This window comes from Paenibacillus sp. PAMC21692 (genome assembly GCF_014303795.1).
Classification (GTDB): Bacteria; Bacillota; Bacilli; order Paenibacillales; family Paenibacillaceae; genus Pristimantibacillus; species Pristimantibacillus agaridevorans.
The window spans coordinates 2,300,156-2,318,719 of the sequence record NZ_CP060293.1; the positions used below are offsets into that span (position 1 = coordinate 2,300,156).

The window sequence follows — 18,564 nt, forward strand, 5'->3', positions numbered from 1 at the left end:
ACTGCCGCAAACGAAAGGACGACGTATGAAACTAAGCCAAATCCGACGGAAAAGATACGGCCTGCTGGGACTCGCATTCGCTTTGGCTTTTTTTGTCGCAGCCCAATTCGTTGTCACAGCCTATGTAAAGCTGGATACCGTCTACAAACATCGAATGAACTATAATATGTTCCTGGAAGATCGAGGCATGATTGAAGTCGTCATCGAAGAGATGGCGAAAACGATCAAGCGGGACGGCCTGACGGACTACGCCATCCTTATCGGCAACTCCGTCGCTTGGGGGACGAACGAAAGCTCCGAGCATTCCCTGGGCCGTTATTTGTCCGACCTGGCGACATCCGCCGAAGGCGAGGACAAGCTGCAGGCCGTATTCAATCTGTCGGCTCCTTCTATCATGGCTGGCGATGCGTACACGCTGCTGCTTATGATGGAGGATCACGGCATCAAGACGGACAATGTCATGATCGGCTTGTCCTACTCGGCATTCGTGGAGCCTAAGCCGGGTCCGCGGCAAGTGTTCTGGCTTGGCGATTACTTGCGCACGCAGGATCCCAAGGCGTTCGCGGACGTGCTGCCGCATCTGCAGGCAAACGGCTTCGAATACAAGGAAGGCTGGAAGCATGCGGAGGAGCAGGCGCTGGAGACGCTCCTTCACCGTATCCCGGTCGTGAAGTACAAGGAAGTCATTCCCGCTTATTGGAAGCAGCGGAAGGCGGGAACCGACCTGCTCGGCGATCCGCGCGCCTGGAACGAAAAACAATTTTCCGAGACGTGGCTCGCCGATCCTTCTTATCTGAGCTTCTTTGATCCGCAACCGTTCGATATGAGCGAGAGCAATTGGGGCGTTTATTTCATGAACAAGATCGCGGAGCTTCAGCAAGGCAAACGTCTGCTCACCTTCGTGTCGGGCGGCAATGGCGAGCTTTCCAAAAAGGAAGTGACGAATCCGGGTTACGTGGCGAATACGGAAGCGATCGAGACCTATTTGCAAGGGCTCGGCTCGCCTTACTTGATCATGCAAGACAAGATCGATCCAAACTTGTTTACCGATCATGTTCATTTGACGAAAGAAGGCAATGAGCTTCTTGCCCGTTTCGTATGGGACACCTGGACGGGTAAGGGGGAATAGCGCATGTTGTTTAACTCACCGACTTTTCTGTTGTTTTTATTAGCGGTATTCGCGCTGTATTACTTCTTCCCTCGCTGGCGAATGCTCGTGCTTGCCGTTGCAAATGCCGCATTTTACGCGTATGCCGGAGTTGGCTACTTCGTGTTGTTCTTCTGCGTCGTGGCTTCCGTATACGGCATTTCAAAGTTTCTTGGCGGCAGCCGAAGCAAGCTTGCGCTGACAGCCGGACTCATCGTTGTATTGGCCAATCTGGTCTTTTTTAAATATTCCATGTTCTTGCTGGGCAGCGTCGAGCAACTGCTGGGATTCACGATATCGCTGCAAGGGACCCCGTTCGTCGATCGGGAGATTGCCTTGCCGATCGGCATCTCGTTCTACTCCTTCCAGCTCATCGCCTACCTGGTGGATGTGCATAAGGGCAAGCTGAAGCCAAGCCGCTCGCTTTTCGAGTTCTGGGTATTCATCTCGTTGTTCGCGCATTCGGCCGCGGGCCCCATTCTGCGGGGCGGCGACTTCCTGCCGCAGCTTCGCAATATCGTGGCGATCAAATTCCGCACGCCGCGCGTGAAGCTTGGTCTTGCGTTTATTCTGCTCGGCCTCGTCAAGAAAGTATTTATCGTCGAGAAGATCGCTCCATACGTTAACGAATATTTCGGCGTCGCGGGGACGTTGAACGGCGTGGAGTCATGGGTAGCTTCCTATCTCTTCGCTTTCCAGATCTACTTCGACTTCTCGGCTTATAGCGAGATGGCGGTCGGCATCGGCTTGCTGCTCGGTCTCAGGCTGGACCTGAATTTCAAGACGCCATACCTGAGTTCTAACCCCGCCGAGTTCTGGAGACGGTGGCATATTACGCTGTCGCAATGGATTCGGGACTATATTTTTATCCCGCTGGGCGGTTCGCGGGTAAAGAATTGGCGCATCTACGTCAACCTGATCGCGGCCATGACGATCTCGGGCTTATGGCATGGAGCCGCGTGGACGTTCATCATCTGGGGATTCTACCACGGCGTCTTGTCCGCAGCCCATCGGATGTATGGCAAGGGACTCAAGAAGATCGGCTGGACGAAGCTGCAGGGCAACTGGCTGTACAAAGTATTCGCCATCGCCGTGTTCTTCCATTTGACGGTAATCGGCTGGGTGTTCTTCCGCGCTAATAGTTGGGGGGACGCGGTCCACATGATCAAGCAGATGACGCTGCTCGGCGGCGTGTCGTTTACGAAAGAGACCATGCTGCTGCTCGCGATCTCGGCGGGTCTGTATCTGCTTCATATCGTGGAGTTCCTGGCCGTGAAGTACTTCAAGCGCTGGTCGCTTGGCTGGGAAGCGGCGGTTCCTTCGCTTATACGCGGCGCGGTGTATGCGGCCATTGCGATCATGCTGCTCATGCTGCTCATGAACGGCGAAGCAAGCTCATTCATCTATTTCGCTTTCTAAGACAGAGACGGCAGAGACCCATGATCCATAACAGGGATCACGGGTCTCCTCTTTATTTCATTTTCATCGATCGGCGCAGGTTGTCTGATTGATCTATAGTCGTTCAGGCGTTTACTTCAGATAATCGGTCGGATCTACGTAGTTCGTATCTTTTATGATCGAGAAATGGAGATGGGAACCGGTCGACTGGCCCGTGCTGCCCATTAGTCCGATAAGATCGCCGGATTTGGTCTCGTCACCGACTGTTATGGATAATTGCTGCAGATGGCGGTATTCGGACTGCCAGATCTCGTTATGCTCAATGATAACAATGAAGCCATGTTCGGGGTCATATTCCGCTTTAATGACTTTGCCGTCGGCGGCAGCGCGTATTTCCGTACCTTCAACATTTGCGATGTCGATTCCTTCATGCAGCGACTTCTCATGGGTGATTGGATGAATACGCTCCCCGTAACGCGAAGCGATTTTGCCGGTCGTCGGGAATACGAATCGAATGTCGTCATTTGCGGGCGATGTTTCAACGGCGGTTTGCACGGGAATGTGCTCATTGGGAGTTTGTGCGGCTTCTTTATCGTTTCCCGATGCGAAAGCGGATGGCAGCGACAATGCGGCTGCTAAGACAAGAATGAGCAGTCCGAAAAACGAAGCTCGTTTTTTCGGCGATTGAAAGTTTCGGATCATAACGATTCTCCTTGCAATTTGATTTTTATAGCCGGTAATTCCGGCCCCGGCCGAAACGGTTCTATGAAACTTGCCAAGCTCCAATATTTTTAAGATGCAAGCGGCATACGTATCTTTTTGGGTCAGGACGTTAAGCACGCTTGCATCGCAGGCCGTTTCCTGGTGTAGTCGCATGTTGCGCAGCCCGTACCAAACAGCGGGGTTGAACCAATGGAACGAGGCCAGTATTGTTGCAGCAACGTTGACCATGATGTCCCGCCGCTTGTAATGGGACAGTTCGTGAAGAAATACGCACTCCAAATCGGCGGCGTTTAGATGCTTGACCATTGGCTCTGGGATTAGCACCGTGGGCGAAAATAAGCCGAACAATGCCGGCGCGGATACTTGCTTCGTCACGCGCAGTCGGATTTTGGCGAGGATGCCGTTGTCCACTCGGATTCGAACGAATAGCGCAATCAAATCGGCGGGTATTTGAATGTTGGTTTCTCGCCGGAGGGCAACCGACATTCGCAGATAACCAGCCGTGATGTACAACAGGACTGCCGCTGTTCCGGCAAGCCACACGAATACCGCGATTTGGAATCCGGGAATCTTCATAGCCAGACGCTCCTGTGAGGCTGGAGGATGAGATTGGGCAAGATTCGAATCTGCTTGATTCGTATGCGTGATGGGCGAAATGTCGCTCGCGTATGAACCGATGATCGAAGCTTCCAAATTCTCAATAGAAAAGATTCGCTCTTCCATACCGGCAAGGGGACTTGTCCAGCGCAGCTCGCTCTCTATATTTCCTGGCAGCCAGGGCAGCAGAAGCTTCACGATCAGCAGAGTCCATAGCGCGTATTTCCACATGGGGACAAGTTTGCTCCGAAACGCCGCCGTCACCAGGGCCAGCAGCAAGACCATTAGGGCAGCCTCAAATGAAACAATAAGCGTTCGCTCGAATAGGTTTGTTAGCAATTCCACCTCTTATTTCACCTTCTTCTGGAGCAGCTCCTTCAACTCGCGAATGTCCTCGGAGGAGAGCTTTTCGGTTTCCAGAAAATGCGCCATCATCGGCTTCAGCGATCCGCCGAAAATACGCTGCAAAAACGAATGGCTTTCCGCCTGCACGCACTCATCTTCGCTGACCAATGGAAAATAGAGGTATTCGCGATTGTCCTTGTTGCAGCCGAGTGCCTGTTTCTGCACCAGTCTGCCGATCAGCGTTTTCGTCGTTTTCGGTTTCCATGGCTTGCTTCCGCTCAGTCGTTCAATGATTTCGGCGGCCGTCAACGGCGCAGCTTGCCATACGATTTTCATTACATCCCATTCCGCGTCCGAAATGTGGGGCAGTTCCCGCATCGTTATTCCTCCCTGTGATTACAATTGTAATCTTAATTGGCAAACGTGTTCCATGGATTACCTATGTAGTCTACGAATTTAGATTACAGATGTAATCAATGATTGTCAAGTTGTCTTTCTACGAAGTTACGTGTCAGATACTGTAGATATTCGATGAATCGTGTTTCTCCTGTCCTTCTATTCGTTATTTGAGATATGGCTATTGAATGAGGGGGAATACCGGATGGCTAATGAGTCGGCGTCCAAACCCATGTATGAACAAATTTTCAAGGCTTTGCGGGAACGTATCAAGGAAGGGCGATATGTGGTAGGAGATCGCGTTCCTTCGGAGAAGGAGCTTGGCGATGAATTCGCGGACATGCCTCGATCGCACCGATGGGACAAGCCAGATCGGGACGCAACCCGGGCAAGCGGCTCATCGGACTCGTGATGACGGATTTCGGCGTGGACGTCATGATCATATTGCCGGCGCAAGGCGAATACTTCAATGCGGATCCTAAAGCTGGTCATCGGCCAGTTTCCGTTCGTGCTGGTCGATCACCATCTGAAAGGACTGCCTGCGGGCTCCATCTGCACGGACAACGTGACGGGCGCTGCCAAAGGTACGAACCATCTGTTCGATCTTGGCCATCGCCACATTGCGTTTCTCACTCCGCCGCCCCGTGATACGACAGCGATCGAGGATCGCATCGAAGGTTTCGTCCAGGCGCATACGGAGAGCAAGGCGAAGATCAGGACGACTTAGCTGCAAGTCGACCAGTTTGGCGAAAATAAGGCGACATAGCCGATATTCGCTCCCCTGCTTCGTAAAAAAACAAACAAGGCAGCCGATCGGCTGCCTTTGATTCGTTTAACGAATAATGGCTAACGAAGAATCGTTTGATTTTTGAAATAGAAGACCATTATCGGAAGTAAATACACGCCCGACGGGTTCGGAAACTTTTAGCAGCAGACGGCCTGAACCGTCTAGCAGCGCAACGCCATTATTGCCGCCAAGCAGGCATACGAGCTGACTATTTACAACCTGAACGCCGGCAATCGACGTTCCCCATGCAAGCGTGTCATCCCCGTTTGGATTGACCTTATATAAATCGTATTGGGTGGAGCTCTTTTTTGTTGTATAAAAAATGTTACCATCGATGCTTTCAAACCATGTTACGGCGTGTTCGGACAATTTAACTTCATTTTTCCCGTCTATATCGGAAGAATATAACGATCTATCCTTGTCTTTAACGTAATACAGCTTTTTATCGATAACCTGGAACCAGCCCACGCTTGCGTCAACGATCTTTTTGGTTTTGTTGGTCTTTAAATTAATTTCATAGATCTTATTGGCGTCGGATTCGTCGCGCGAAGCCAGCACATACACATGGTCTCCATTGACAGCCATGTAGGAAGCTTTGCCGCTGCCCAATGACCACCGAGTACCGCTAAGCGTAACTGCGTACATCAGACTGGGATCACCCACTTTTTCACTTTCCCCGGCAGAAGATAATGACAAATTACCGCCTTCAAATGCCGAATCGCCGTGACGGACAATCAGTGTGCCGTAAGGTGTAACTCGAAAGTCCAAAGATCCTGAGTGCATCAACTTTGCCATCCCATCGTCAACGATTTTCACGAAATAGTCGCTACCCATAACACCACCCCCGAGTCGATAGATAAACCACAGAGTATTGTCACGGATTTGAAAGGAAAAAGGTCCAAGTAGATCAGAGCTTGTGCGACTATCTGGGTGACTATAAGAATAAATTTCTTCCTTGTCGGATGGCTGCTTCACAGGAGCACGGTATATACGGTTTGTAGTATACGTCGTCTCGACGAAGTAGTAGTACCCCTTGAAAAGGGCGACATCATTATCGGCAGCAAATGCCGGAAGGCCAGTCGGTTGCAATTGCGGGTTATGGGATGTAATGCTAAGTCCGTTGACGGCATTCCATTTATAATCCCATCCGAACTCCTCATACGCGAAACGCCAGGTTAGCGGGAAATAGGTAATGTTTCGAAAGTTTAATAACGGATATTGTTCTTTCGAGTTGTCAATTACTTTGCCATTGACCGTAATGGCCGATGTGGAAATCTTTGCGGAGTACGAAGAAGCATTGCGACTCCCTGACTTATAAGACGCATAAGCGGAGGTCACCTGGCTTTGCTTAATATGTAAGCCAGCTGTTTGTGACCAAGTTGTTTCCAGACCCAGCATTCTGGTATCGTTCCAAGTCATCGGAAAATAGGTTATACCGCGATAGACTAACAGAGGGTATTCCCGGTACTGATTTTCTACCACATGACCATTTAGGCTCACCTTAAAGTTTGGCAAGGTAACCTTTACACTAGCTTCCGAAGCGCTGATTTGTACTGCAGGCATCATAAGGATCAAACAAAATAAAAAAGCTAGCGCATATCTTGACCAATTTCTTCTCATTAGTATGTCATCCCTTTCTTTTTACTGGAGCAAGAATCATCTGTACCAAGTAATCGCCTTGGTTACCAAATTTTATATTATATAGACGGTTTAGTAAGGGGGAAGTTGCGCTATTCTGTTCGTTACTTGAATGAAAAACGTAGGGCACCAGAGGCTTTATTATCGTAATTCAGGTTAACGGAAAAAGCCTGCGATGCGGCTTGTGCTGCATCGCAGGCTTTTGTACGGCTAGCTCAGCCAGTTCAGATGGGCTTTGAAGCGAAGCTGCTCCATTTCCTTGGCCGTAAGCTGCGGAAGGCTGTTATCGGTCGTGACCAGCACAAGTCTGGAATCCGCATTCCAGCCGACCTTCGCGCCGAACGTTTCGAGCACAAGCCGCGCTGGGATGAAGGTTCGACCGCCGGTAATTCGCGCCGGGGCATCGAACTTCTGCGCCTTGCCGTTTATAACAGCCGTTGCGGAGTCGATCGTCAGCTCAACAGTGATGCCGTTTTTGCTCGCCTTCACGATACGTTTCGCGGGATCCCACGAAATGCTGGCGCCAAGCTTGGTGAGCAGCTCGCGGAACGGCACCAGCGTATAGCCGTTCTGAATGATCGGCTCGTTCGCAAGCTTTAGCAGCTCGCGGTCCCAGACGACCGCGGCCTTGTAGCCGACCGCGTCGGCCGGAACGGCATTATCGATCAGCCAATCGCCGACAGGCGGGAACGGTTCGGTAACAGGGGCGTTCAGGAAATCACTCCATTCGCCTGTATTCGCATCGATAGAAGGATGGATGGCGTTATAGGGCGCCGAGAACACTGGAACATCCGGCTTGATACGGAGCTTATAATAAGGCTTATAGTTATTGCCGAAAGGCTTATAGCTATTGCCGTCCCATAAGTAAACCCGCTCCAATTCATACAGGGAACGACGGCTTGCTTAAGCGTAAGGGAGGTGCCTTCCCGAACGAGCTGTACGACGACATGGAGTGGATGGCGATTGCCTGGCTGCGCGCATACGAAGCGACGGGCATAGTACGATTTAAGGAAGCGGCGCTTCTATTATGGGAGGATATCCAGACAGGCTGGAACAATCATATGGGAGGGGCATCGCACGAAGGCGACGGCGACGGCGGTTTGTTTAAAGGCATACTGGTCCGTTATTTGGCGGAGCTCGCCTTGGAAGCGTCGGGGAGGTCGGAAGCCGAGGAACTCCTCCTGTCCAATGCAAACAGCTTGTGGAGCCTAGCGCGCGATATGGAGCGCAACGTCTTCCACACGGATTGGTCTTCCCTGCCGTCGGAGCGGGTTACGCTGAGCACCCAGCTTAGCGGAATCATGCTGCTGGAACGGGTTGCGGCCTTGGAAGCTGGCGGAGTGGTCGTGTCGCAGACGGCTTAGCGGAATTAGATAAATGTATATAACCGCGTTAATCAGAAAATATATTCAAGCCACAGGTACGCTCTTCTCGGGCGTAATGCTGTGGTTTTTTTGCGTACTTGTTTAGCGCTGGTGATGCTGGCGCAAATTATCGGATATGGCGGAGCAGGTGGATTATGGCGTAGAGTGGCTGGAAAGGTACTGCAGTTAAGCTGGAGAAAAAGCTAGTTGGCCGTTCATCATAACGGCAAGACGTTCTGCATTTATATAGGCAAGGCCGTCTTGGACGAAATATCCGCCTTTCAAAACATGCCCGTTATGCATGATGCCGCCTTCCTCAAACAGCAGCGAAAAGGAGACCGCGCCTACCGTAATATCGGCAGATGCAGTCTCTCGATTATAAAAGAGCTGTCCGCTATGTTTCTCCACGTATTCGCGGATCGGCACATAAATCTGACCGTTTCTCTCGATAGATGTTTTTGGGGAGAAATCAAGTGCCCGGAGCTGCGCATGCGCGATCGGAACAGCGCTGTCCCCGGCGCGAAGCATCTCGACGCTGGGAACGACCGCCGATTCCGCTGCTGGTTCCACGTATGGAGGGTTAAACAGCCCTCCCAGCAAAGTGGCGGTTGCAATCAGTAAGACCGAGGCATTGCGAATTACGAGATTCATAAGGATACCTCCCGGGTATGAGCGTAGAATGAATATGTTTAATGCCATCTATTGTCCTTAGTCTACCCCTGAATTGTGCTGGCAATGTAAAAGGAATATAAAGTTTTATTTAAGATCGAACTTCATCACTTTTCGCCCATTGTCCATAGATACTAATAAACTTTATTGGGCATTGTGAAAAATAAAGACATGTTGGATTGTGTTAGTAGTGAAGGAGGGACAACAGGTGCAGGATTTATCTGAGCGAGGGGAAGCGGCTCGCAACGCCGTCATCAACTATTCGGACAATCTGGTCAAGGTAGCTTTCTCCTATCTAAAGAACATGTCGGACGCGGAAGAAGTCGCGCAAGATGTGTTTCTGGCCTATTTGCAGTCGGCTCCGGTCTTCGCGAGCGGCGAACACGAGAAGGCTTGGCTGATCCGGACGACGATCAATAAATGCAAGAACAGGTTGAAGTCGGGATGGTTCCGGAGACGCGCGGCAATGCCGGACAATCTGGGCGAGCTTACGCGGGACGAACATACGGTTTTGCAGGAAGTAATGTCCTTGGACGAAAAGTACCGGGTCCCGATCCACCTTCATTATTACGAAGGATATTCGCTGGAAGAGATCGCGGATATGCTGCATTCCAAACCCGCTACCGTCGGAACATGGCTGGCGCGCGGACGCAAGATGCTGAGAAGCGTAATAGGAGGAGGACAAGCATGAAGAAACCAGGGTACAAGGAGGCATTATCCAAGCTGAAGATGAGCGAGGACTTTCGGGAACGTACCATAGCGATGTTGGAAAGAGAACAACACAAGATGGAAGCCGATGGAGCACATAAAGGAGAGATTAGAATGAATACAGTGAACACGACGAAAAAGAACAAATGGGCAGCATGGTCGCTAGGCGTAGCGGCATGCGCGGTGCTGGCGATAGGCATTGTAGCTTGGGGCGGCAACGACGGCGGCAACGTGCCGGCGCCGGGCACGAATAACGGCGTAGTGGATTCGCAGCAGCCGGCTCCTCCTAGCTCCGGCAAAGCCGTCGTTAACATCGACGGGGTAATCGAAGAAGTAGCGGCGGACGGCAAGAGCTTCCGCGTGGGCGATCTGTGGGTATCGGTAACGGATGAGACGGAATACGGCATCCCGGGCCCTAATGCGCCCGAAGCTTCCGAACAGCTCGTCAGCAAAGAGTTCAAAGTAGGCAACGCGGTATCCGGCTTCACTTCGGATGACGTGGCAAGCGGCAAAGTCACCGCGCAGCGGATCTACAACAATTTCTAAACCTATAAAACAACGATGAGATAAAGAGAGCTTAAAATCATGAAAAACCTCTTCCTAGGGTGAAGGACATCTGCTCGCGGGCCCTTCATCAAGGAAGAGGTTTTCTTGACTTATAGGAAAGCATAAGATTTTGCCCATACTTTCTTTATACGTTTCTTCTTGCGTCTGGACCTAACCGATCAAGATGTTGCTTTAACCGGCTGGACGGCTTCGGGCTTTGTGCTTGTCATCTTGCTGCTGCCGTTAAAGACGCCGCCCGACTCGATGATGAGCGAGGCTGCCGTAATATTGCCGTTAAGCACGCCCGTGGAGCTGATGGTCAGCTTGCCGCGTATCTCGGCATCGCCGTTTAGCTGTCCCGCAAGAACGAGGTCGCGGGCGCTTAAATTGGAGTTGGCAACGCCATTCTCCCCGATAATGACATCTCCGTTAGAGGAAATATCCCCGATAATGCTGCCTTCGATGCGAATGCTTGCTTCGGAACGAAGCTTGCCCTCGAAGATCGTACCTTCCCCGATGAGCGTATCTGTCGTATCCGGGTTAATCTTGCCCGATCCGGATTTGCTTTTGAACATGTTACTCACGTTCCTCTCTGTCCTCTTGGATATAGGGCTTAGGGTCGACATGCGTGCCGTTTACGATAACCTCATAATGCAAGTGGGGGCCCGTGCTGCGCCCCGTGTTGCCGAGCTCGCCGATCAGCTGGCCTTTATGCACCTTGTCGCCTACCTCTACATGTCTGGCGTTAAGATGGAGATAACGAGTCTCGATGCCTCTCCCATGATCGATCAAAATATTGTTGCCCTGCGGATAGGTTCTCTCCGACAAGGTGACAACGCCGTCTGCCGCGGCGTAGATGGGATCGCCGCGATTGCCGCCGATGTCCAGTCCGTTATGAACGGCGGAACGGCCGGATATAGGATCTCGTCTAACGCCGAAGGTCGAGGTGATTTTCCGATTGTCCGAAGGCCAGATCGTCGGGGTAATGTCCAGCAATTGCTGGTGCTTCAGTATAGCGGACTTGGTTGCTTCCAAGCTGGGTTTCAGCTCGTCCATGAGGCTGGCGAGCAGGTCGAACTCCTCGCCGGTGCGATTCGCAAGGGAAAATGCTTCCGCCGATTGCATCAGGCTGAATTCTTCGCCGCCTTGTCCTCCTTCGCTCAGGGGCATGCTATTTGCTGAGGAGATATGTACGTCCGTCGATTGGATGCCGACGATTTCTTTTAATTGGCTCTCTAACTCGGCAATTTCGCTTATCTTGTTTTCGATCTGATCGGCTTGTGCCGACAGAGTCGTTAGATCGGCTTCCAGAGCCGCGATACGGTCGTTCTTGAACTGCAGCGACTTTTCGTAACCAGACTGCGATAGATCAAGCCGAGCCTGCAGATGTGCGAGCTTCGCAGCGTTGCCGCTGAACAAGGAGATGAATATAGCCGCGCATATTGCCAGCAAGGCAATGGCCGACGGCACGATTACTAAAATGTATCCGCTTACTGTAAAACGTTTTACGGATTGGTTCGCTTCGGGAATAATGACGAATGTAAATAGCTTGGATAATCGTTTCATTTAGGCTCCTGGACCTCCTACTACATTCCTACTCTTGCACAACCCTGTTTATTCGACAGAATAGGCCTTAATTCCTGCCTTGGAGAAAAAAACGTTGCCGCAACTTGATGGAAAGTCGGATTGTACCTTAGCGCGGACTCATGGTACGCTATGGTACGAGTGTAAAGATGACTGAAGAAATGGGCAAGCAGGGTGGAAGGAGTGCATGGGTAATGTTGAAATGGGATGGACATACGCATACGCGGTTCTGTTATCACGGAAGCGATGCGAAGCAGGAATTGTATTTGGACAGGGCGATCGAGCTGGGATTCCAGCGTTACACGATTAGCGAACATCCGCCGCTTCCGGCAGGCTGGATCGACGATCCTAAGCTGATGGACGAGCTTGCGATGTCGAAGGACGAGATGCCGGACTATTTGGCTTACGTCAAAGAAATGAAAGCGAAGTACGAAGGAAAAATCGAAGTCACTATCGGTCTGGAGATCGACTATTTGCCGGGGGCGTCATCGTTCACGGAGGAGCTGCTGGAGAAATGGGGGAACGAGCTTGAGGATGTTGTCTACTCCGTGCATTATTTGCCCGGCGTCGGCGGCATGCGCTGCATCGATTTCACGGCGGAGGACTTTCGTCGGCATTTGCTCGCCCATTATGGCACGATGGATGAGGTAGCGAACGAATATTACAATCATGTAGAAGCGGCGATTCGTGAAGCCGCCAAGCTGCCGATGCGCAAGCGGATCGGACATATCAACCTGATCGAGAAGTTCCGGACGGAGCTGCCGGAGATTAGCGAAGAATTGATTCGCCGCCGGTTGGAGGCCCTGCTGCCCTTGCTGGAGTCGTCCGGCGTAGGCGTTGACGTCAACATGGCGGGGATGCGCGTGGCTACTTGCGGGAAACCTTATGTGCCGGCATGGTTCCTTGCGGAGTGCGCGAAACGCGGCATTGCTTGCGTGTACGGCTCCGACTCGCATAAGCCGGAGCAAGTCGGATTTGGCTACGAATGGTTCGAGGAGACAATGTCGCGTGTATGAGCCGGGGAGGGGGCGAGGCAGCAAGCTGCGTCTACGACCGGATATGAAGATGGACAGGCAGATGAGCCTACGACCGGGCATGTATATAGACAGGCAGATGTGCATGGTACGGCCTTGAAGGAATCCGGCGAGCCAGATGTGCCTGGTGCGGTCGTAAAGGAATCCGGCGAGCCAGATGCGCCTATCGCAACGAAGGAATCCAGTCAGCCGGATTCGCCTGTCGAAATGAATGAATCCGGCCATCCAGATGCGCTTGGTGCCGCCTTTAAGAAAGGTGCGCAGAACAGTGCGCGTATTGTCGTGAGGGAAGAGTCCGCGAATGACAAACGTCTGTCCATGTTGATCGCACAGCTAGACGATTACCTGGCCGACTTGTATCCGCCAGAAGAAATATTCGGCGTGGACTTCTCGGATCCTTCTACATCGAGCATGGTGTTCGCCGTTGCTTACATGGACGGGCGGCCCGTCGGCTGCGGCGGAATTCGGAGCCTGGACGGCGACATTGCAGAGTTGAAGCGCTTCTACGTAGTGCCGGATGTTCGCAGGGCGGGGATCGCTGGGAAGGTGTATCGGTTTCTGGAGAAGCGTGCCGTTGAGCAGGGGCATTCGAGGCTTCGGCTGGAAACGGGCGAGCCTCAATTCGAGTCCATCGGTTTCTACCGAAAGCAAGGTTTCTACGAGATCGAAAGATTCGGCGAATATGCGGAATGCGAGTCCAGCTACTGTATGGAGAAAATAATCAGCCTATGAGAAGCGGGAAGAATGGTTACCGCCTCTATAGGCTGTTTTTTGTCGATTAGGAAATGATGCAACAACTTCGAATGAGGATTGCGCGCCGAGTTACCCCATAAAGAATATGGACTGGCTGAGAATCTAACGGACCTACGCGACACTATTAGCCTGTTTTGCCCAAGAATCAAATTCTAACGGACAGGAGCGCCGCTATATGGCCGAAATATAACAAAAAGTTGCTCGGATGGTGCAAATAGAGGCGCGTATGTCCGTTAGATTTTAGAAACATCAGCTAATCGAAGAATAGCGGCGCTCCTGTCCGTTAGAAGGACAAGCTTGTACATAGAGCGATCGTCAGGTAGTTTTGATCCTCAGCATGCTGGGAGCAGCCGCTGCGGGTGGAGACTAAGTCGGCGGCATCGATCTAAATCTCGCCGACTGGCGGCTTTTCAAGATTTAAGTCGGCGTTATCGATCTAAATCTCGCCGACTGGCTGCTTTTCAAGATTTAAGTCGGCGGCATCGCTCTAAAGCTCGCTTACCGGTTGCTTTTCAAGCTTTAAGTCGGCGTTATCGATCTAAATCTCGCCGATCAACTGCTTTTCAAGATTTAAGTCGGCGGCATCGATCTAGAGCTCGCCGAACAACTGCTTTTCAAGCTTTAAGTCGGCGACATCGATCTAAATCTCGACGACCAACTGCTTTTCAAGATTTAAGTCGGCAGCATCGATCTAGAGCTCGCCGACCGACAACTTTTCAAGCATTAAGTCGGCGACATCGATCTAAATCTCTCCGACCAACTACTTTTCAAGCTTTAAGTCGGCGGCATCGCTCTAAATCTCGCCGCTCGGCGGCATTTCAAGCTGCCAGCCACACTCCGCTACCCGATACTGCGCTCGAAGGCGACGATCCACTCGCCCTTCGTCGCTGCGTAGCCGGAGTCGCCTTCGGCAACCAGGCCGTAAATATTTTTGACGTCGAGGAATTCGCGGCGTGTGCCGTTCTCGAACTCCAGCGTGATGTAGTAATAAGTGCGCGAAGAGGACGACATATGACCGATGCCATCGTTGCCGTGATTATGGTGGTTCGTATGGTGGCGCACGTCCATCCGTTTGGCGACGACTTTGGCGAAGGTGCTTTCTTGGGGCGAACTTGCGTTTTTCGCGTGTTTGACTCCGGAGAAGATGATACCGCCGATAACGACCGCGAAGCCGATGACGATTATAATAGGAACAACTGTAATCATGAAGTCAAAGCCGGCCGGAGCGCCGAAAGGATCTCCCATGGTAATACCTCCTGTTATCTGGAAATTTTATCGATTTTCATAATACGTCATTTCCCGGGAAAATGTTGCACAATCCAACAGGTTTCCTGCAATCTCCCTTTAAGTTTGTGTTAAAAAGTTTCCTTATCGAAACCATAAATCCTTGAACCGCACCCAGCTTAAAGACTCAAGCGTAATGCCTTGAACGGAGGGGTGGAACGCTGTTTTTAGATGTTTGCGATAAAGGAAGCATAAGCTGTCGCGGCCGGTAAGCTCCTGCTCGATACGGATAAACAGCCTGGCACGCGCCGCGGGATCGGCCTCCGCCATAACGGCTCGCAGTCTATCGTTCATGACCGAGGCGTCGCGATCCGGCATGTGCTGCAGCATGCTCGTATACAGATCGACGAGCCGGAGCTCCCGGTATTCGTCAAGCATAATTGCGAACAGCAGCAAGTCGGCCTCCATTCGTTCGCCGCCCTTGAACTGCTCCGCCGGCAGAAGCCTGATGTCGAGACGGATGCCTTGCGCTGCCAGCAGTTCCGCGACCAGAGAAGCATCTGCCGCATATTGCGGAATGGTCAGCAGCGTCAACGCGTTGTTGCCAGAGCGTTCGTAATAGCTGTTCAAACCGACGATGAGCTCCTCAAGCTCTCCCTCCAAAAGCGCTTCTGGAACGAATGGAGCCTGTCTGCCTTCCTTGTCTCCGCCGCTGGCTCGCAGCCAGAAGCTGGTGGCTTCTTCGATAACGTCGCCAGACAGCAGTCGAAGCAGCTCGCCGCGGTTGATCGCGCGATTCAGCAGCCTTCTGAGCCTTGGGTTAGCCAGCGCGCCGTCCTTTAATTCGTTCATGGACAGAAACTTGCAGGTCGTGCCGGACTGCCGGACTTGCTGCCACTTGGAACCCTCGTTCTCCAACATCCTTACGTTGTGCATCACTTGATATTGCCGTAGCTCGCTGCTGTCCTGATGAGGATGACCGTCGGGAATCGGCATCGTCCACAATTCAACCTGGTCCAGGAAGGGCCGTCCCTGAAAATAAACCGGATTCGCCTCCAACGTCAGAATTCTCTGGTCGCTGGAAAGAAGGCGAAAAGGACCGGTGCCTACGGTCGATCCTCCGAGGCTGCCAACTCCGAACCGCTCGCCCTCCGCTTCGCACACATCCTGCGGCACGACGGAAGCGCGGTTCGTGGCCAGGAAAGGAAGAAACAGCTCGCACCGTTTCATCAACTGGAACCGGATAGTCGTGTCGTCAGGCGTCTCGATGGACTTTATCCCGCGGTAAACCCAGCTGTACAAACCGTCCGGGGCTTGCCGACGCAAGCGTTCGATGGAGTAGGCCGCATCGGCGGCCGTCATCTCCCGTCCATGATGAAACATGACGCCTTTCCTCAGATAGAATGTCCATTCGGTCCGGCTGTCGTCAGACTCCCATGCATGCGCCAGATGCGGAAGCACTTCGTTGCCGCGGCTGTCCATTCGCACTAGACCATCGAAAAGCTGGTGGACGAGATGCGATTCTCCAAAATAATGAATATTGGCAGGATCGAGGCTGGCGATCATGCCGGGAAGCGGAAAGCGCAGCGTATCGGTCCTGCGTTTGCCGTCCACTTGGGACCGAAATCCGAACTGGCTCGTTAGCCAATCCTGGAACGTTTCTCTTGCAGCGAGCCCGTCCGCCCCCTGAAGCGTGTCCAGCCCGGCCTGCAGATCGCCGCGTCCTACATGCTCTTTGGCTTCTTCCAGCAACATATGTTCAAGAGGTACAAGGAACACTAGCTCCGACCGATTGCCCCTGCCGCGGCGCGACTCCCATCTGATCCAGCCGTCGCTTTCCATCCTCTTCAAGATCATGACCATATTGCGCGTCGTGCATGCCAGCCGCTCCGCCAGCTCGAAGGTGGTCGTCAGCGCGGCCTCTCCGTCGGCAATCGACGAATAGGCGCGTCGGAGCGCGATATAATGCCTCCGGATCTTCATATCCGCCAGCCCCTTCCTCTAAAACATGAAATTACGACTTCGCAAATTGCACTTTTTGTTCTTATTTTATAGGTTACAATAAAAATAGGAAAAAGCAAAGTAAAGGGAGGCACGCGTGATGAGAGATCCAGCGCCTTGGCTGAAAAGATATAGCCGGATGTGGATGATCGCTCTGCTGCTCGGTTTCATAGGACAATACTTATTCGTGAGGCAACCGTTCGGTTTGTCGGTACCCATATTCGTCACCATGTGTTACGGCTTGTTCTTCTATTCGGTGAAAGGCAGGCTCGGCGGTTTTGATAGATGGAAGGGGCAGTCGAAGACGGGCTGGCTGCTGTTCGGACCGATCGCGGCGCTTGCGGTCAGCTATGCCTTGTTTGCGAATGAACTATTCCGTTTTCTGAATTTCTGGGGGCTAATGCTGCTAATGGTTGCTCAAAGCATGCTGTTAACGCGCGGCGGCTCGCAGCCGTGGCATCGTTTCGGATTTTACGGCGACTTGTTGAAGCAGTGGCTCCTCATTCCGTTAACCCATATAGGGGTGCCATTCGGCATCCTTGCCGGCTGGTTCCGCATCGAGAAGGGGAGAGGCCGCTTAAGCGGGAAATTCGGCAAGATTGTGCTAGGTCTCGTTATTGCGGCTCCGCTGTTGATTGTCGTCGTGGCGCTTCTTGCTTCTGCCGACGGCATCTTCCGATCGTGGATCGAGAATGTTCCCAATCTGTTCGACGACGAGTTCGTCGGCGATGCGCTTGCGAGAATATTCATCGGCGGATGCATCTCATTCTATGTGTTCTGTTTTGTATGGGGACTGTTGTTCCGAAAGACGAAAAGCGACGATGAAGGGCTCGAGACAGCGTTTCCCAGGGAGCCCCATGGCAGCACGGCGGAGAAGTCAGGTACGGGAGTCCATATCGATTCTACGGTCGCTGCCACCGTTCTGGTCTGCGTGAACTTCGTTTATGTTTTTTTCGTAGCGATCCAATTCTCCTATCTGTTCGGCGCGGCCGAGGGATTGCTGCCTGCAGGGACGGCATATGCGGAATACGCTCGTCGAGGTTTCGCGGAGCTCGTCGTTATTGCCATGATCAACATGGGGATATTGCTGTTAGGGCTGCATTTCGTCAAGAAGGAGAGCGGGCTGCTAGACCGATTCAGGCAAGTGCTGTTGACCGTGCTCATGAGTTGTACGCTCGTCATGTTAACATCTGCGTACAGCAGGTTATCTTTATATGAGGAGGCTTATGGTTTCACGCAGCAGCGGCTGCTGGTGCATGGCTTCATGATTCTGCTCGGGATTATGATGATAGCCGCTATCGTCCGAATCTGGTACGGCAGATATTCGCTGGCCAAGGTCAATATTGCGCTTGCGATTGTAGCATACGTTATTATGAACTATGCTAATCTTGACGCGCGGATTGCGGAGAACAACGCGGAGCGCTATGAGCGGAACGGGCGCATGGACTGGGGGTATATGTCCACCTTGTCGGCGGATGCGGCGCCGGCTCTCCTGAAATTGCAGGAGCGGCATCCGGAGCTGAAGGAAGTTCGGGATATTTTAGCGGAATTGCGGCTGGAAGCGAAGGACAGGAAGGGATGGCAGTCCTGGAACCTGTCGCATAGAAGAGCTGAGAAATTAGAAAGTCATTGATAGGACGGGAGGTGAAA

Annotated in this window: 19 protein-coding genes; 10 read left to right on the plus strand and 9 right to left on the minus strand. The window is 52.3% G+C overall.

The features are described 5' to 3' along the window. Nucleotides 1-25 precede the first annotated feature (25 nt). Entirely contained in the window at nucleotides 26-1,129 is a 1,104-nt protein-coding gene (locus tag H7F31_RS09140) for a PIN domain-containing protein (RefSeq protein WP_187103894.1), read from the plus strand. 3 nt (nucleotides 1,130-1,132) lie between these two features. Next, nucleotides 1,133-2,566, plus strand: a complete 1,434-nt coding sequence (locus H7F31_RS09145) for an MBOAT family O-acyltransferase (protein WP_187103895.1) — start codon at nucleotides 1,133-1,135, stop codon at nucleotides 2,564-2,566. 111 nt (nucleotides 2,567-2,677) lie between these two features. Here the strand turns inward: H7F31_RS09145 and H7F31_RS09150 are convergent, their stop codons facing one another. Together H7F31_RS09150 and H7F31_RS09155 are read right to left on the minus strand one after the other, a co-directional pair. Then, nucleotides 2,678-4,210 (minus strand): M23/M56 family metallopeptidase, encoded by a 1,533-nt coding sequence (locus H7F31_RS09150; RefSeq protein ID WP_187103896.1) that lies wholly within the window; start codon nucleotides 4,208-4,210, stop codon nucleotides 2,678-2,680. Nucleotides 4,211-4,213: 3 nt separating this feature from the next. Next, nucleotides 4,214-4,588, minus strand: a complete 375-nt coding sequence (locus H7F31_RS09155) for a BlaI/MecI/CopY family transcriptional regulator (protein WP_087569739.1) — start codon at nucleotides 4,586-4,588, stop codon at nucleotides 4,214-4,216. 223 nt (nucleotides 4,589-4,811) lie between these two features. Between H7F31_RS09155 and H7F31_RS09160 the strand changes: the two genes are divergently transcribed. Both H7F31_RS09160 and H7F31_RS09165 read left to right on the plus strand, forming a co-directional pair. Further along, a complete protein-coding gene (locus tag H7F31_RS09160; protein WP_187103897.1) occupies nucleotides 4,812-5,018 on the plus strand; it encodes a GntR family transcriptional regulator in 207 nt (68 codons plus the stop codon). Nucleotides 5,019-5,075: 57 nt separating this feature from the next. Continuing rightward, nucleotides 5,076-5,333: a type 1 periplasmic-binding domain-containing protein gene (locus tag H7F31_RS09165; RefSeq protein ID WP_187103898.1), complete on the plus strand. Its 258-nt coding sequence runs from the start codon at nucleotides 5,076-5,078 to the stop codon at nucleotides 5,331-5,333. Nucleotides 5,334-5,438: 105 nt separating this feature from the next. Here H7F31_RS09165 and H7F31_RS09170 read toward each other — a convergent pair whose 3' ends face one another. Both H7F31_RS09170 and H7F31_RS09175 read right to left on the minus strand, forming a co-directional pair. Then, nucleotides 5,439-7,013, minus strand: coding sequence for a DUF5050 domain-containing protein (locus H7F31_RS09170; RefSeq protein ID WP_187103899.1), 1,575 nt, complete (start codon nucleotides 7,011-7,013; stop codon nucleotides 5,439-5,441). A gap of 228 nt (nucleotides 7,014-7,241) precedes the next feature. Beyond that, nucleotides 7,242-7,910: a copper amine oxidase N-terminal domain-containing protein gene (locus tag H7F31_RS09175; RefSeq protein WP_187103900.1), complete on the minus strand. Its 669-nt coding sequence runs from the start codon at nucleotides 7,908-7,910 to the stop codon at nucleotides 7,242-7,244. Between the two features lie 20 nt (nucleotides 7,911-7,930). Here H7F31_RS09175 and H7F31_RS09180 point away from each other — a divergent pair, with 20 nt between their 5' ends. After that, nucleotides 7,931-8,395 (plus strand): hypothetical protein, encoded by a 465-nt coding sequence (locus H7F31_RS09180; RefSeq protein ID WP_187103901.1) that lies wholly within the window; start codon nucleotides 7,931-7,933, stop codon nucleotides 8,393-8,395. Nucleotides 8,396-8,581: 186 nt separating this feature from the next. On the opposite strand, the gene H7F31_RS09185 is transcribed toward H7F31_RS09180, so the two are convergent. Further along, nucleotides 8,582-9,046: a hypothetical protein gene (locus H7F31_RS09185; RefSeq protein ID WP_187103902.1), complete on the minus strand. Its 465-nt coding sequence runs from the start codon at nucleotides 9,044-9,046 to the stop codon at nucleotides 8,582-8,584. A 226-nt stretch (nucleotides 9,047-9,272) separates the two neighbouring features. Here H7F31_RS09185 and H7F31_RS09190 point away from each other — a divergent pair, with 226 nt between their 5' ends. Beyond that, nucleotides 9,273-9,755: an RNA polymerase sigma factor gene (locus H7F31_RS09190; protein ID WP_187103903.1), complete on the plus strand. Its 483-nt coding sequence runs from the start codon at nucleotides 9,273-9,275 to the stop codon at nucleotides 9,753-9,755. Next, nucleotides 9,752-10,318: a hypothetical protein gene (locus H7F31_RS09195; protein WP_187103904.1), complete on the plus strand. Its 567-nt coding sequence runs from the start codon at nucleotides 9,752-9,754 to the stop codon at nucleotides 10,316-10,318. Before H7F31_RS09190 ends, H7F31_RS09195 begins: the two co-directional genes overlap by 4 nt. A gap of 179 nt (nucleotides 10,319-10,497) precedes the next feature. On the opposite strand, the gene H7F31_RS09200 is transcribed toward H7F31_RS09195, so the two are convergent. After that, complete coding sequence (locus tag H7F31_RS09200; RefSeq protein WP_087569728.1) at nucleotides 10,498-10,893, minus strand: bactofilin family protein; 396 nt, start codon at nucleotides 10,891-10,893, stop codon at nucleotides 10,498-10,500. Between the two features lies 1 nt (nucleotide 10,894). Further along, a complete protein-coding gene (locus H7F31_RS09205) occupies nucleotides 10,895-11,884 on the minus strand; it encodes a M23 family metallopeptidase (protein WP_187103905.1) in 990 nt (329 codons plus the stop codon). A 212-nt stretch (nucleotides 11,885-12,096) separates the two neighbouring features. On the opposite strand from H7F31_RS09205, the gene hisJ reads away from it, so the two are divergent. Next, nucleotides 12,097-12,918, plus strand: coding sequence for a histidinol-phosphatase HisJ (hisJ, locus tag H7F31_RS09210; RefSeq protein ID WP_261800361.1), 822 nt, complete (start codon nucleotides 12,097-12,099; stop codon nucleotides 12,916-12,918). 114 nt (nucleotides 12,919-13,032) lie between these two features. Next, entirely contained in the window at nucleotides 13,033-13,668 is a 636-nt protein-coding gene (locus H7F31_RS09215) for a GNAT family N-acetyltransferase (RefSeq protein ID WP_315970556.1), read from the plus strand. Between the two features lie 861 nt (nucleotides 13,669-14,529). Here the strand turns inward: H7F31_RS09215 and H7F31_RS09220 are convergent. Further along, nucleotides 14,530-14,934: a DUF2500 domain-containing protein gene (locus H7F31_RS09220; RefSeq protein WP_187103906.1), complete on the minus strand. Its 405-nt coding sequence runs from the start codon at nucleotides 14,932-14,934 to the stop codon at nucleotides 14,530-14,532. A 123-nt stretch (nucleotides 14,935-15,057) separates the two neighbouring features. Then, a complete protein-coding gene (locus tag H7F31_RS09225; protein ID WP_187103907.1) occupies nucleotides 15,058-16,896 on the minus strand; it encodes an ABC transporter substrate-binding protein in 1,839 nt (612 codons plus the stop codon). A 118-nt stretch (nucleotides 16,897-17,014) separates the two neighbouring features. On the opposite strand from H7F31_RS09225, the gene H7F31_RS09230 reads away from it, so the two are divergent. Continuing rightward, nucleotides 17,015-18,547 (plus strand): DUF4153 domain-containing protein, encoded by a 1,533-nt coding sequence (locus H7F31_RS09230; protein WP_187103908.1) that lies wholly within the window; start codon nucleotides 17,015-17,017, stop codon nucleotides 18,545-18,547. The last annotated feature ends 17 nt before the right edge of the window (nucleotides 18,548-18,564 follow it).